The sequence below is a fragment of the Halomonas sp. IOP_31 genome, assembly GCF_021151495.1.
In the GTDB taxonomy this organism is placed as follows: Bacteria; Pseudomonadota; Gammaproteobacteria; order Pseudomonadales; family Halomonadaceae; genus Modicisalibacter; species Modicisalibacter zincidurans.
Genome location: NZ_JAIRBP010000034.1, coordinates 25,200 through 39,111, shown reverse-complemented (window position 1 = coordinate 39,111; position 13,912 = coordinate 25,200). Strand labels below are relative to the sequence as shown.

Annotated in this window: 13 protein-coding genes; 8 read left to right on the top strand and 5 right to left on the bottom strand. The window is 68.5% G+C overall.

Annotated elements, in window-relative coordinates; all coding sequences use genetic code 11:
- Positions 1-256 precede the first annotated feature (256 nt).
- A complete protein-coding gene (locus K7I12_RS14765) occupies positions 257-1,051 on the top strand; it encodes a M48 family metallopeptidase (protein WP_231664561.1) in 795 nt (264 codons plus the stop codon).
- Between the two features lie 22 nt (positions 1,052-1,073).
- Here the strand turns inward: K7I12_RS14765 and aroE are convergent, their stop codons facing one another.
- The 5 genes from aroE to K7I12_RS14740 form a co-directional block, all read right to left on the bottom strand.
- Positions 1,074-1,886 (bottom strand): shikimate dehydrogenase, encoded by an 813-nt coding sequence (gene aroE, locus K7I12_RS14760; RefSeq protein WP_231664560.1) that lies wholly within the window; start codon positions 1,884-1,886, stop codon positions 1,074-1,076.
- Positions 1,883-2,812 carry an oxygen-dependent coproporphyrinogen oxidase gene (gene hemF / locus K7I12_RS14755; RefSeq protein WP_231664559.1) on the bottom strand — a complete coding sequence of 310 codons (930 nt, stop codon included), beginning with the start codon at positions 2,810-2,812 and terminating at the stop codon, positions 1,883-1,885. Before hemF ends, aroE begins: the two co-directional genes overlap by 4 nt.
- 38 nt (positions 2,813-2,850) lie before the next feature.
- On the bottom strand, positions 2,851-3,405 hold the full coding sequence (locus K7I12_RS14750) for an L-threonylcarbamoyladenylate synthase (RefSeq protein ID WP_231664558.1): 555 nt from the start codon (positions 3,403-3,405) through the stop codon (positions 2,851-2,853).
- Positions 3,406-3,521: 116 nt separating this feature from the next.
- Entirely contained in the window at positions 3,522-4,613 is a 1,092-nt protein-coding gene (dprA, locus tag K7I12_RS14745; RefSeq protein WP_231664557.1) for a DNA-processing protein DprA, read from the bottom strand.
- A complete protein-coding gene (locus tag K7I12_RS14740; RefSeq protein ID WP_051907513.1) occupies positions 4,610-5,710 on the bottom strand; it encodes a LysM peptidoglycan-binding domain-containing protein in 1,101 nt (366 codons plus the stop codon). Before K7I12_RS14740 ends, dprA begins: the two co-directional genes overlap by 4 nt.
- 170 nt (positions 5,711-5,880) lie before the next feature.
- On the opposite strand from K7I12_RS14740, the gene def reads away from it, so the two are divergent.
- From def to K7I12_RS14705, 7 genes are all read left to right on the top strand, one after another.
- The gene (def, locus tag K7I12_RS14735) at positions 5,881-6,387 is read left to right on the top strand and encodes a peptide deformylase (RefSeq protein WP_031384550.1); all 507 of its coding nucleotides are present in this window, start codon (positions 5,881-5,883) and stop codon (positions 6,385-6,387) included.
- A gap of 117 nt (positions 6,388-6,504) precedes the next feature.
- A complete protein-coding gene (fmt, locus tag K7I12_RS14730; RefSeq protein ID WP_231664556.1) occupies positions 6,505-7,485 on the top strand; it encodes a methionyl-tRNA formyltransferase in 981 nt (326 codons plus the stop codon).
- The gene (rsmB, locus tag K7I12_RS14725; RefSeq protein WP_031384552.1) at positions 7,482-8,810 is read left to right on the top strand and encodes a 16S rRNA (cytosine(967)-C(5))-methyltransferase RsmB; all 1,329 of its coding nucleotides are present in this window, start codon (positions 7,482-7,484) and stop codon (positions 8,808-8,810) included. The genes fmt and rsmB overlap by 4 nt, the downstream gene beginning before the upstream one ends.
- A 78-nt stretch (positions 8,811-8,888) precedes the next feature.
- Positions 8,889-9,104, top strand: coding sequence for a dodecin (locus K7I12_RS14720; protein ID WP_031384553.1), 216 nt, complete (start codon positions 8,889-8,891; stop codon positions 9,102-9,104).
- Positions 9,105-9,603: 499 nt separating this feature from the next.
- Entirely contained in the window at positions 9,604-10,977 is a 1,374-nt protein-coding gene (gene trkA / locus K7I12_RS14715; protein WP_031384554.1) for a Trk system potassium transporter TrkA, read from the top strand.
- A gap of 64 nt (positions 10,978-11,041) precedes the next feature.
- Entirely contained in the window at positions 11,042-12,490 is a 1,449-nt protein-coding gene (locus tag K7I12_RS14710) for a TrkH family potassium uptake protein (RefSeq protein WP_031384555.1), read from the top strand.
- A 104-nt stretch (positions 12,491-12,594) separates the two neighbouring features.
- Complete coding sequence (locus K7I12_RS14705; RefSeq protein ID WP_231664555.1) at positions 12,595-13,818, top strand: TraB/GumN family protein; 1,224 nt, start codon at positions 12,595-12,597, stop codon at positions 13,816-13,818.
- Positions 13,819-13,912: the final 94 nt, after the last annotated feature.

Below are 13,912 nucleotides of genomic sequence, written 5' to 3'. Positions count from 1 at the left end.
ACCCCGCCTCGCGGCGACGCAGTTACCTTCGACTACGGGGCCATGGCTTACCCCGACTCGGACTTCCACCGAGTTGTGTGCACGCCTTCACGGGCGCACTGGGAGGGAACTTGTTCCCGATAAAGGTAGAGGCGCATCCGGTTGACCCACCGGCCCATCGGGGTATCTTGGAGCCGATCAGCGGAGCGGTCCACCACGCCGCGACCACGAATTCGCGATGCCGACCGCGCGGCATCCCATCAAGGAGCGACAAGCGATGCACTGGAAGACCCGTGGCGCCATCGGGGCGCTGGCACTGACCCTCGCCGCCTGCAGCCAGACGCCCACCGGGCGTTCGCAGCTGACGTTGTTCTCCGATGAAGAGCTCGATCGGATGGGCGAGCAAAGCTTCGCCCAGTATCAACAGCAACTGCCCACGGTCGGTGGCCAGACGGCCGACTACGTGCAGTGCGTGGCCCAGTCCGTCACCCAGGCCGCGAGTAGCGGCGAAAACTGGGAGGTCAAGGTCTTCAAGGACGATTCGGCCAACGCCTTCGCCCTGCCCGGCGGATATATCGGCGTCAACACCGGGCTGCTCAAGGTCGCCGAGAACCAGGACCAGCTGGCCACCGTGCTCGGCCACGAGGTCGCCCACGTGCTCGCCCAGCACGCCAACGAGCGGGTCTCGACCCAGGCGGCAACCCAGACCGGACTGTCGGTACTGCAGTCGGCCGCCGGCCTCGACAGCCAGGGTGGCCAGCAGCTGATGGGGTTACTCGGCATGGGCGCCGAATACGGCATCATCAAGCCCTTCTCGCGCAAGCAGGAGAGCGAAGCCGATGCGCTGGGGCTCGAGCTCATGGCTCAGGCCGGTTTCGATCCGCGGGCAAGCATCAATCTCTGGCAGAACATGTCGGCCAACAGCCAGGGCCAGCCGCCGGTGTGGATGTCGACCCACCCCAGCGACGGCCAGCGCATCGAGGGCCTGCAGGCGCAGATGGACCAGGCGCTTGCCGCCTACCAGCAGGCCCGGGCCAACGGCCGCACGCCGAATTGCCAGCGTCCGGGTTGAGCCGGCCCGGCAACGGCGTGCTTCACAGCGAGCGGCGCAATCGTTCGCGCACCGCCGCGGTGTCCGGACGGACGCCGCGCCATAGATAGAAGGATTCCGCCGCCTGCTCGATCAGCATGCCCAGGCCATCGACGGTACGCGCGCCACGTTCGGCGGCCCAGCGCAGGAACACCGTCGGCTCGGCGCCGTACATCATGTCATAGGCCAGCCCGTCATCCGCGAACAGCGCATCGGGCAGCGGCGGCAGATCACCGGCCAGGCTGGCGCTGGTGCCGTTGATCACCAGATCGAAGGGCCCCGCGATCTCGTCGAAACCACCGCCACTCGTTGCGCCCAGGTCGGCGAAGTCCGCAGCCAGCTTGCGGGCCTTGCCGGCAGTGCGGTTGGCGATCACCAGCCGTGCAGGACCGGTTTCCAGCAAGGGCTCGAGCACGCCACGCACCGCGCCGCCGGCCCCCAGCACCAGAATGCGTGCTTCCTTGAGCGGCGCAGCGTGGGCGGCCAGGTCGCTGACCAGCCCCACGCCGTCGGTGGTGTCGCCGTGGAGCTGGCCGGCGTCGTCGAGCAGCAGCGTATTGACCGCCCCGGCGCGCCGGGCGCGCGCGCTCAGCGCCTCGGCCAGACGCCAGGCGTCCGCCTTGAACGGCACGGTGACGTTGGCGCCGCACCCGCCGGCGGCGGCAAACCCGCGCCAGGCATCAGCGAAGCCGTCGAGCGGCGCCTCGATGGCCTGGTAACTCAGCGCCTCGCCGGTCTGCTCGGCGAAGGCGGCGTGGATCTGCGGCGACTTGGAGTGGCCGATCGGGTGGCCGAACACGCAGTAGCGATCGCTCATGTCGCGCCCTCCCCTTCATCGAGCCAGTCACGCGGACGCAGATAGTCGCGGTAGAGCGTTTCCTCGGCGCTGCCGGGCTCCGGCGTCCAGCCGTAGTGCCACTCGACCACCGGCGGCATCGACATCAAGATCGACTCGCTGCGTCCGCCGCTTTGCAGCCCGAACAGCGTGCCGCGATCCCAGACCAGGTTGAACTCCACGTAGCGCCCGCGCCTATAGAGCTGAAAGGCGCGCTCGCGCTCGCCGTAGGCCTCGTCGCGGCGACGCCGCACGATCGGCAGGTAGGCCTCGAGGAAGCTGTCGCCCACCGCGCGCTGGAAGCCGAAGCAGGTCTCGAAATTCCACTCATTGAGATCGTCGAAGAACAGCCCGCCGACGCCGCGGGTCTCGTCGCGGTGCTTGAGATAGAAATACTCGTCGCACCAGCGCTTGAAACGCGGATAGATGTCGTCGCCGAACGGCACGCAGGCGTCGCGGGCCACGCGATGCCAGTGCAGCACGTCGTCGTGCACCGGATAGAACGGCGTCAGGTCGTAGCCGCCGCCGAACCACCAGACCGGCGCCTCGCCGGGCTTCTCGGCGATGAAGAAGCGCACGTTGGCGTGGCTGGTGGGAACGTGGGGATTGCGCGGGTGCAGCACCCAGGAGACGCCGACGGCGTGGAAGCTGCGACCGGCGAGTTCGGGGCGCGCGGCGCTCGCCGAAGGCGGCAACGTGGCGCCGTGCACGTGGGAGAAATTGATCCCGCCCTTCTCGAACACGGCGCCGTTCTCGATCACCCGCGAACGGCCGCCGCCGCCCTCGGCGCGCTCCCAGGCGTCTTCCCGGAAAGCCGCCCCGCCGTCCTCGCTGGCCAGCGCCTGGCACAGCGTATCCTGCAGGTCGAGCAGATAGCGCTTGACGGTATCGAGATGAGGGTAGGACACGCGGATCTCCTTGGGCTTTGTCTGGAAACTGGCGGCGCTCACTCGCGCAACCACTCGCCGCTGCACAGGTCGCGGATGCGGCTGGGTCGGGGACGACCGCCCAGCGGGCCGTCGACAATCGTCACCGCATCGCCGAAGTAGTCGCGCACGGTGGCCGCGTCGCGGGCCGGGGGCTCGCCGGCGCGATTGGCCGAGGTCGATACCAGCGGCCCGCCGAAGGCCGCGCACAGCGCAATCACCCCGGGATGGTCACTGACCCGTACGGCGACGCGGTCATGATCGCCGCGCAGCAGCGCCAGCGAGCGGCCGTTGTCGGGTACCAGCCAGGTCAGCGGGCCCGGCCAGCTGTCGGCCAGACGCTGGCGCAGCGATAGCTCGAGCCCGGCCAGCCAGGGCTCGAGCTGGGCCAGGGAAGCGGCGACCAGGATCAGCCCCTTGGCGGGGTCGCGTTGCTTGAGCGCGAGCAGCTGAGCGAGCGCGGTCGGGTCGTCGGGATCGCAGCCCAGTCCCCACACCGCCTCGGTGGGATAGGCGATCAGCCCGCCTTCGCGCAGCTGGGCAACGGCGATTTGCAGGATAGCGGCTGAATACATCCGGCGGGACTCCCTTCAACGAGCTTCGACCTTTGACGAGCTCCGACACGCGCTAAGAACGCGGCCCAGTCTAGCATGCGCCGACCCGCGCCGGCAGCCGCGGCGCTTGATCTGGATCAGCAGCGCACCCAACCACCCGGCGCCTGGGTCACCCAGCCTTCGAGCTCGAGTTCGAGCAAGCGCTGCTGGCAGAAGCCGAAGTCCCTGCCCGAGAGTTCGATCAGTAGATCGAGCGGCGTCGGCGAGCCGCTGAGCAGGTCGAGCAGCGCATCGCCGCTCGGTGCCGCCGGATTCGCCGGATGCGTGGCCAGCGTCGACGAATCGCCTGTCGCGACCCAATGGCCGAGCTCGAGCAGGATGTCGGCAAGCTCGCTGACCAGCGTCGCGCCCTGCTTGAGCAGCGCCAGGCAGCCCTGGGCCTGCGGATTGTTGAGCGAGCCGGGCAGCGCGAACACTTCACGGTTCTGCTCGGCGGCCAGCCGCGCGCTGATCAGCGAGCCGCTCTTCTCGGCCGCCTCGATGACCAGCACGCCCAGCGACAAGCCGGTGATCAGCCGGTTGCGGCGCGGGAAGAACGCCGGATTGGCGCGCGTCCCCGGCGCGTACTCGCTGAGCAGCAGCCCGCCCTCGCCGCGCATGCGCCGATAGAGCTCGGCGTGGCGCGCCGGGTAGGTGACATCGATGCCGCAGCCCAGCACACCGATACTGCGCCCCCGCGCATCGAGCGCAGCCTGATGGGCGCGCCCGTCGATGCCCAGCGCCATGCCGCTGGTCACGCACAGCCCCGCCGCGGCCAGTTCGCCGGCGAAGCGCGCGGCGTTGCCGAGCCCCTCGCGGGTCGGTCGCCGCGTGCCGACGATCGCCAGCCCGGGTGCCTCGAATGCGGCGAGATCGCCGATCGCCCACAGCAGCGGCGGCGGGTCGGGAAGCTCGTCGAGCAGCGCCGGCCAGGCGTCATGGCCGGGATAGAGCAGGTGATGATCGGTCGCCGTGGCCTGCCAGTCCTGGGCACGCGCGATGAGCGCCGACAGCGGACTGCGCGCCGGATGATCGAGCCACAGCCGCAGGGCGTCGCGCCCCGGCGCCGGCAGCATCGCCAGCCAGCCTTGCGGCCAGTCCGGTGCCTGGCGTTGCAGTTCGGCCAACCGCCGTGGCCCGATTCCCGGCAGGTGGGCCAGCGCCAGGGCGATTTCCGGGGTGGCCGTCACGGCCGCCGCGCCGAGCCGGCGAGCAGATCGTCGCTACGCGGCGCATGGACCCGGTCGCCGACTGCCAAGCTGCGCGTGGCGTGCATCACCAGCGCATAGCTGACCCGGTCGTAGAGTCGGAACACCATCAGCCAGCCGGCGTCCTCGCCGGGCAGTTGCACGGGTTCGCCGGTCTGCGGGTCGCTGAGCGTCTCGCCCTGCTGTTCGACGGCCAGCACCGCGCCGCGACTCAGACCGTCGCGCTGGCCCAGGTCGAGCGCCACCACGTCCAGCCGGCCGATGAACTGCACGCCGCCCGGCACCGCCAGGATCCGACCCTCAAGCGGCTGTTCCGGCGCGTGAGGCTGGAAGGCCGGCGTCACCGGCAGCGACTCCTGGGTCAGCAGCCGGTCGCCCTGGCGAATTTCCTGGCGCGAGGCGGTGACCCGCAACAGCGCAACGTCGCCATCGCGGCGCACTAGCCGGGCCTCGCCCAGGGTTTCCAGCTCGAGGCCCAGGAACTCGCCACTGTCGGGGTCGAGGTAACGCTCACCGCGACGATAGATGCCGAAGCGCTCGCCAGGCGGCAGTTCGCCGCGCACGTAGATGCGATCGCCGGCGCCGCTGACGATTCGCCGGTCGTCGCCGGCGATCACATAGGCGGCATTGTCGAACTCGCCCGGGCCGACGATGCGGTTGGCGTCGAGAAAGCGCTGCACGCTTTCCAGCGGCAGCGGCGGAATCGCCTCGCGCCGTGGCACCTCGCGAACCTGGGGCGAGAGCCGCACGACACCACCCTGGCCGGGCTCCAACCCCAGCCGCGGCTGGCCATTTTCCCGGTAGAGATAGATCACGTCGCCGGGGTAGATCCAGTGCGGGTCGTCGATCTGCGGGTTGCCGTCCCACACCTCGGGCCATTGCCAGGGGTGATCGAGAAAGCGTCCGGCGATGTCCCACAGGGTATCGCCCCGGGTCACGGTATAACGGCTCGGCGCATCGTCACGCAGCGTGGCGGCCGCAGCGGGCTCGAACGGCAATAGCCCCCCGAGGGCGATACCCAGGGCCAGGGCCCCGAGCGCCAGCCAGCGCCGGCAGCCGCCGGCAGTTTGTTCACTCATCCCCTGCGCCTCGTTATATTGTGTCTCATGCGTGTCCAAGCATTATCGTCAATGCCGCGCATAGCCTTGAACTATCATGGCGATATTCCGGGCATGGTTTCGTTCCATGCTACCGCGTCCTACAATACGGTACATATCCCTGCTTAACCCGAAACGGTATTTTCAACGCCATGGCCAAGCTAGAGATCCTCGAATACCCCGACGACCGCCTGCGCACCAAGGCCGCACCGGTTGTCGCTGTCGACGACGAGGTGCGCACCCTGGTCGACGACATGCTCGAAACCATGTACGACGCCCACGGCATCGGCCTGGCGGCCACTCAGGTCGACCAGCACCGTCGCATCATCGTCATGGATGTCAGCGACGACCAGTCCCAGCCACGGGTACTGATCAACCCCGAGTACGCGCCGCTCGACGACGAGCGCGAGCCGATGCAGGAGGGCTGCCTGTCGATCCCCGAGTTCTACGCCGAGGTCCCGCGCGCGTTGCGTGTACATCTCAAGGCGCTGGATCGCGACGGCACGCCTTATGAACTCGACGCCGACGGGCTGCTGGCGCACTGTATTCAGCACGAGTGCGATCACCTCGAGGGACGGCTGTTCGTCGATTACCTGTCGCCGCTCAAGCGCGACCGGATCATGAAGAAGATGCAGAAGCGCCACAAGCAGATGGCCTGACGTCATCGACTGTCAATAGCATCTTTACAGCGCCGAGAGCCCCGAGGCCCTCGGCGTTTTTCGTTCGCGGGGCGATCCGCTACCATGGCGGCGTTCCCCGTCAGCAAGGCCCTTTCGATGACCCGACCGTTGCGCGTGATCTTCGCCGGCACCCCCGACTTCGCCGCGCACAGCCTGCAAGCGCTGCTCGCCAGTCAGCATCAACTGCTCGCCGTGTATACCCAGCCCGACCGCCCCGCCGGTCGCGGCCGCAAGCTCACGCCCAGCGCGGTCAAGGCGCTGGCCCAGCAGCACCCATTGCCGGTCCATCAGCCGCAGAGCCTCAAGGATCCCGAGGCCCAGCGCGAGCTCGCCGCCTACTCGGCGGATGTCATGGTGGTAGTCGCCTACGGCCTGCTGCTGCCCCAGGCGGTGCTCGACGCCCCGCGGCTGGGCTGTCTCAACGTCCACGCTTCGCTGCTGCCACGCTGGCGCGGCGCGGCGCCGATCCAGCGCGCCATCGAGGCCGGCGACGCGCTGACCGGCGTGACCATCATGCAGATGGATGCGGGGCTGGATACCGGCGACATGCTGCTGACCCGCGAGACGGCGATCGACGCCACCACCACCGGCGGCGCGCTGCATGACCGGCTGGCCGCGCTGGGCGGCGAGGCGATCGTCAGCGCGCTCGATGCGCTGGCCGGGCCGGGACTGACCGCCACACCGCAACCCAGCGCCGGAGTGACCTACGCCGCCAAGCTGTCCAAGCCCGAGGCGGCGCTCGACTTCACTCGCCCGGCGGTGGAACTTGCCGCCAAGATTCGCGCCTTCAACCCCTGGCCGGTGGCCTGGACGATGCTCGACGACGCCCCGCTGCGGCTGTGGTTCGCCGAACCCGAGACCGGCGAGCAGGTCGCCACCGCCGCCCCGGGCACCCTGCTCGAGTCCGATGGCGAGGCGTTGCGCATCGCCTGCGGCGCCGAGAGCCGCAGCGTGCTGCGCGCGACCCGCGCCCAGTTGCCGGGTGGCAAGCCGCTTGACGTGCGCGAGCTGCTCAACGCCCGCGGCGAGCGTTTCACGCCCGGCAAGCGGCTGACCCGGGAGGGGGCGACATCATGAGTCAGCCCGACGTTCGCGCCACCGCCGCGCGCCTGCTGGTCCCGGTACTCGACGGCCAGGGCTCGCTCGGCCATCTCGACGGCGGGCTTGCCGCGGCGGGCATCGCCAACCGTGACCGCGGCTTCGCCAAGGCGCTGTGCTACGGCGTGTGCCGCGCCCTGCCGCGTCTCGAGGCGCTGTCCGGCGAGCTGTTGCGCCAACCCTTCAAGCGACGCGATCTGGATGTTCAGGCGCTACTATTGATAGGGCTCTACCAGTTGCTCTACATGCGGGTGCCGCCGCACGCCGCGGTCGGCGAAACCAGCGGCGCCGCGCGCGCGCTGAGCAAGGAGTGGGCGACCCGCGTGCTCAACGGCTGCCTGCGGCGCTTCCAGCGCGAGAGCCAGACGCTCCAGGCCAGGGTCGACCGCGATCCGAGCGTGGCGCTTTTGCACCCGCCGTGGCTGCTCAAGAGCCTGCGCCAGGCCTGGCCCGACGACTGGCAGGCGATCGCCGAGGCCAACAACCGGCCGGGGCCGATGACATTGCGCGTCAACTGTCGCCGCAGCTCGCGCGAGGCGTATCAGGCGCGGCTCGCCGAGGCCGGCTTGGCGGCCCGCGCCGCGCCGTATGCCGCCCAGGCGCTGACCCTCGACGAGGCCTGCGACGTCCAGACGCTGCCCGGCTTCGAGACGGGCGAGGTCAGCGTCCAGGACGAGGCCGCCCAGCTCACCGCCGAGCTGCTCGCTCCCGCGCTCGAGACCCGGCCCGGGGCGCGGGTGCTCGACGCCTGCGCGGCGCCGGGCGGCAAGAGCGCACACTTGCTCGAAACCTTCGCTATCGCGCTCACCGCGCTCGACAGCGATGCCCAGCGGCTGTCGCGCGTCGAGGCCACCCTCGCCCGACTGGGCCTGTCGGCGACGCTGACCCACGCCGACGCCGGCGAGCTGGCCTGGTGGGACGGCCAGGCGTTCGATGCGATCCTGCTCGACGCGCCCTGCTCGGGCAGCGGGGTGATCCGCCGCCATCCCGACATCAAGCGCCTGCGCCGGCCCAGCGACATCCGTGCGCTGGCCGGCCAACAGGCGCGTCTGCTCGACGCCTTGTGGAGGACGCTGACGCCGGGCGGCACGCTGCTCTACGCCACCTGCTCGGTGCTGCCCGAGGAAAACAGCCAACAGATCGCCGCCTTCCTGGCGCGCACCGCCGATGCCCGGGCGACGCCGATCGACGCCGACTGGGGCCGCCCGGCCGGGGCCGGGCGCCAGCTGTTGCCCCAGGCCGGTGGCCATGACGGCTTCTTCTACGCCCGGCTGGTCAAGGAGTCGACAGGCCCCGGTGGCTAGCTTCTATACTGGATGATGGGTCCGTGAACGCTTCGGCGTGCCCCGGGTCCTCACCCATTCCGGCATTTGGAGTTGCCCATGTCCACCCACGTCTACAAGCACATCGAGCTCACCGGCTCCTCGCCCAAGGGAATCGAGGACGCCGTGGAGCAGGCCATCGCCCGGGCCAACGAGAGCCTGCACGACATGCGCTGGTTCGAGGTCACCGATACCCGGGGCCACATCGAGCATGGCCGAATCATGCATTGGCAGGTCACCGTCAAGGTCGGCTTCACGCTCACAGAGCCCGAGTGACGCGCCTGTGAGGCTCATGTGAAAGCTCACTTGAAAGCTCACTTGAAAGCTCACTTGAAAGCTCATTTTAAAAGGTTCTTCGCAGATCAGCGTGAAACGTCAAGGCCTCGCTATTGGGAATAAATTGCCTCCCACGCGACCCGGCCTGGATGGCCATTTGGAGCATGGGGCCGGGGATTTTTGTGGGAGGGAACTTGTTCCCGATTGGCGCCGCAGGCGCCCGGCATGGCCGGGAAGGTACAGTGCCCGCCGCCATCGCGAATGAATTCGCTCCCACAAGGACAAGCTAACCGGCAGGGGGCTGTGGGAGGGAGCTGGTTCGCGATGATCCGTGCCGCATTTCCCGGCAAAATGCGATGAACCTTTTAAAATAACGGGGTCCGGTCCACCGGGCCCTGTCCCCGCCCCGCTCGACTGGTTTATGCTTGCTCGCGTTTGAGAGCGCCCCGGTTGAACGCTCTTCCCAATCCCCGACCTTGCGCACGCGGACCCGACAACGATGAAAATTATCATTCTGGGCGCCGGCCAGGTGGGCGGCACGCTGGCCGAACACCTCGCCCACGAGGAAAACGACATCACGGTGGTCGATACCAGCACCGAGCGGCTGCGCGAGTTGCACAATCGTCTGGACATCCGCACCGTGACCGGACCCGCCTCCTATCCGATGGTGCTGCGCCAGGCCGGCGGCGAAGATGCCGACATGCTGATCGCGGTGACCAATTCCGACGAAGTCAACATGGTCGCCTGTCAGGTCGCGCACACGCTGTTCCGCACCCCGACCAAGATCGCCCGGGTGCGTGCCGCCGCCTACCTGACCCGCAAGGGCTTGTTCGCCAATGACGCGGTGCCGGTCGACGTGCTGATCAGCCCCGAGCAGGTGGTCACCGATCACATCCGCCGGTTGATCGTCTACCCGGGCGCGCTGCAGGTGCTCGAGTTCGCCGGCGGCCAGGTCCAGCTGGTGGCGGTCAAGGCCTATTACGGCGGGCCGCTGGTCGGCCAGGAACTGGGCTTCCTGCGCCGCCACATGCCCAACGTCGACACCCGCGTGGCGGCGATCTACCGTCGCAACCGGGCGATCATCCCGCGCGGCGACACGGTCATCGAGGCCGACGACGAGGTGTTCTTCATCGCCGCGCGCAAGGACATCCGTGCGGTGATGAGCGAACTGCGCAAGGTCGAGCGCGACTTCCGCCGGGTGCTGATCGCCGGCGGCGGCAACATCGGCCAGCGCCTCGCCGAACACCTCGAGCACAGTCATCAGGTCAAGATCATCGAGCACGACCTGGAGCGCTGCACGATGCTCTCCGAGCGCCTCGACCGCACCGTGGTGCTGCACGGCAGTGCGACCAGCAAGCGGCTGCTGATCGAGGAGAACATCGAGGACTGCGACATCTTCTGCGCGCTGACCAACGACGACGAGGTCAACATCATGTCGTCGATGCTGGCCAAGCGGCTGGGCGCCAAGAAGGTGCTGACGCTGATCAACAACGCCGCCTACGTCGACCTGGTCCAGGGCGGCGAGATCGATATCGCCATCTCGCCCCAGCAGGCGACCATCGGCGGCCTGCTGACCCACGTGCGGCGCGGCGACATCGTCAACGTCCATTCGCTGCGCCGCGGCGCCGCCGAGGCGATCGAGGCGATCGCCCACGGCGACTCGCGCTCGTCCAAGGTGGTCGGCCGGGCGATCGCCGAGATCGACCTGCCCGCGGGCACCACCATCGGCGCGGTGGTGCGCGGCAAGGACGTGCTGATCGCCCATGACGACGTGGTCGTCGAGTCCGGCGATCACGTCATCCTGTTCGTGATCGACAAGCGACGTATCCGCGACGTGGAGCGGCTGTTCCAGGTCGGCCTGACCTTCTTCTGAGCGTTTCTTCGAACCACGGACACTCGCCAGTGACGATGCCCCATTCGACAAGGAACATGCGCTCTTGAGCCCCCGCGTCACCCTGCGCATCCTGGGCTTGCTGCTGATGCTGTTCAGCCTGACCCTGCTGCCGCCGATCCTGATCTCGTGGCTGTTCGTCGACGGCGTGTGGGAAGCCTTCGCCGTCGCCCTGGCGATCACCGCGGCCACCGGCGCGCTGCTCTACGTGCCCAACCGCAATGCACGCAAGGAGCTGCGCACCCGCGACGGCTTCGTGATCACGGTGATGTTCTGGAGCGTGCTGGGGCTGTTCGGGTCGCTGCCGCTGATGCTCGCCAGCGACCCGGCGCTGTCGTGGACCGACGCCGTGTTCGAATCGTTCTCGGGGCTGACCACCACCGGCGCCACGGTAATCACCGGCATCGACCTGCTGCCCGACTCGATCCGCTACTACCGCCAGCAACTGCAGTGGCTGGGCGGGATGGGTATCGTGGTGCTGGCGGTGGCGATCCTGCCGACACTGGGCATCGGCGGCATGCAGCTCTATCGCACCGAGATCCCCGGCCCGCTCAAGGATTCCAAGCTCACCCCGCGCATCACCGAGACCGCCAAGGCGCTGTGGTACATCTACGCGGCGCTGACGCTGGCCTGCTTTCTCGCCTACTGGGCGGCCGGCATGAACTGGTTCGACGCCCTCGGCCACAGCTTCTCGACCGTCGCCATCGGCGGTTTCTCGACCTACGACGCCAGCATCGGCTACTTCGACAGCGTGGCCATCGAACTGATCGCCGTGTTCTTCATGATCGTGTCGTCGATCAGCTTCGGCCTGCATTTTGCCGTGTGGCGCGAGAAGCGCATCCGGCACTACCTGGCGGACCCCGAGTTCCGCTTCTTCGTCGGCTTTCTGCTGCTGCTCAGCCTGATCAGCATCGCCACCCTGCTGATCACCCGGACCCACGACGGCCTCACCGCGCTGCGTCACGGGCTGTTCGAAGCGGTATCGATCGCCACCACCGCCGGCTTCGGCGTCGCCGACTTCTCGGCCTGGCCCGGCGCGCTGCCGTTTCTGCTGTTCGTCGCCGCCTTCGTCGGCGCCTGCTCGGGGTCCGCCGGCGGTGGCATCAAGGTGGTGCGCATCCTGCTGATCCTCAAGCAGGGCATGCGCGAGGTGCTGCGGCTGATCCACCCCAACGCGGTGATCTCGATCAAGGTCGGCAAGGCGCGGATTACCGACAACGTGGCCCAGGCGGTCTGGGGCTTCTTCTCGGTCTACGTGATGCTGTTCCTGCTGATGCTGATCGGCCTGCTCGCCACCGGGCTCGACCAGGTCACCGCCTGGTCGGCGGTGGGCGCGGCGCTCAACAACCTGGGGCCGGGGCTCGGCGAGGTCGCCAACGATTACGGCGATATTCCCGCGCTGGCCAAATGGATCCTGGTGGCGGCGATGGTGCTCGGCCGACTGGAAATCTTCACCGTGCTGGTGCTGTTCACGCCGGCCTTCTGGCGCCGCTAGGCGACACCGGAAAATTCGCGGCACTCACCCGGCCACTCGTTGGTTTGGCCTGGCTCGCCGCGATGTGGATAATCGAGCTTCTGCCTTACAGCCAGCGAGCCCCCATGACCGATACGCAGGACATTGCCCCCCCGGATACCGCCAGCGGCCCACGCGAGGTGGTCGTCAGCGGCGATACCCGCTACACCCTGCTGGGCACCGCGCACGTCTCGCGGGCCAGTGCCGACGAGGTGCGCGAGCTGGTCGAGTCCGGCGACTTCGATGCGGTGGCCATCGAACTGTGCGAATCGCGCCACCAGAGCCTGACCCAGCCCAACACCCTCGCCGACCAGGATCTGTTCCAGGTGTTCCGCCAGGGCAAGGCCGGCATGGTGGCCGCCAGCCTGGCGCTGGGCGCCTTCCAGCAGCGCGTCGCCGAACAGTCGGGCATCGAGCCCGGCGCCGAGATGCGCGAAGCGGTCAAGGCCTGCCGGCGCGCCGAACTGCCGCTGCTGCTGATCGACCGTGACATCGGCGTGACCCTCAAGCGCATCTACGCCAACGTGCCCTGGTGGCAACGCGCCAGCCTGATCAGCGGGCTCGCCGCCAGCCTGGTCTCGCGCCAGAAGATCTCCAGCGAGGATATCGAGCGGCTCAAGCAGGGCGACGTGCTGGAATCGACCTTCGCCGAGTTCGCCCAGCAGTCCGAAGCGCTGTACACCCCGCTGATCGCCGAGCGCGACCGCTACATGGCGCTACGCCTGGCCGAGGACAATACCCCGGCGCGCTACCGCGAAGTGCTGGTGGTGGTCGGCGCCGGTCACCTCAAGGGCCTGGCCGAGCATCTCAGGGCACCGCTGCCCGCCGAGCCGGCCAGCGAACGCGCCGCGCTCGATACCGTCAAGCCGCGGGCGCGCTGGTGGAAGGCCATTCCCTGGCTGATTACCGCGCTGGTGCTGATCGGCTTCGCAATCGGCTTCTCCCGCGATACCCAGCTCGGCTGGCAGTTGATCGGCGAATGGTTCCTGATCAACGGGGTGCTTTCGGCACTGGGCGCGACGATCGCCCTGGCCCACCCTCTGACGGTGCTGGCGACCTTCTTCGCCGCCCCGCTGACCTCGCTCAACCCGACCATCGGCGCGGGCTTCGTCGCCGCCGGCGTCGAACTGGCGATGCGCCGACCCAAGGTGCGCGACTTCTCGCGGCTGCGCCACGACGTCGCCTCGCTCAAGGGCTGGTGGCGCAACCGGGTGTCGCGCACGCTGCTGGTGTTCCTGCTCGCCACCGTGGGCTCGGCGGCTGGCACCTGGATCGCCGGGCTGCGCATCGCCGGGCAGTTGTTCGGATAGTCGACAACGTCCCAAGGGGGCCCATGTTTCGATTCCCTATCACATGTAGTGGCCTGCTGGCGCTGACCATCATGGTCATGATGCAAGCGTTTCC

What these genes read in the sequence shown, in the direction of transcription:
- K7I12_RS14750 (WP_231664558.1), bottom strand. Translation starts at nt 3,405, where the DNA reads ATGTATTCAGCCGCTATCCTGCAAATCGCCGTTGCCCAGCTGCGCGAA.
- trkA (WP_031384554.1), top strand. Translation starts at nt 9,604, where the DNA reads ATGAAAATTATCATTCTGGGCGCCGGCCAGGTGGGCGGCACGCTGGCC.
- K7I12_RS14720 (WP_031384553.1), top strand. Translation starts at nt 8,889, where the DNA reads ATGTCCACCCACGTCTACAAGCACATCGAGCTCACCGGCTCCTCGCCC.
- aroE (WP_231664560.1), bottom strand. Translation starts at nt 1,886, where the DNA reads ATGAGCGATCGCTACTGCGTGTTCGGCCACCCGATCGGCCACTCCAAG.
- fmt (WP_231664556.1), top strand. Translation starts at nt 6,505, where the DNA reads ATGACCCGACCGTTGCGCGTGATCTTCGCCGGCACCCCCGACTTCGCC.
- K7I12_RS14765 (WP_231664561.1), top strand. Translation starts at nt 257, where the DNA reads ATGCACTGGAAGACCCGTGGCGCCATCGGGGCGCTGGCACTGACCCTC.
- K7I12_RS14705 (WP_231664555.1), top strand. Translation starts at nt 12,595, where the DNA reads ATGACCGATACGCAGGACATTGCCCCCCCGGATACCGCCAGCGGCCCA.
- rsmB (WP_031384552.1), top strand. Translation starts at nt 7,482, where the DNA reads ATGAGTCAGCCCGACGTTCGCGCCACCGCCGCGCGCCTGCTGGTCCCG.
- def (WP_031384550.1), top strand. Translation starts at nt 5,881, where the DNA reads ATGGCCAAGCTAGAGATCCTCGAATACCCCGACGACCGCCTGCGCACC.
- K7I12_RS14740 (WP_051907513.1), bottom strand. Translation starts at nt 5,710, where the DNA reads ATGAGTGAACAAACTGCCGGCGGCTGCCGGCGCTGGCTGGCGCTCGGG.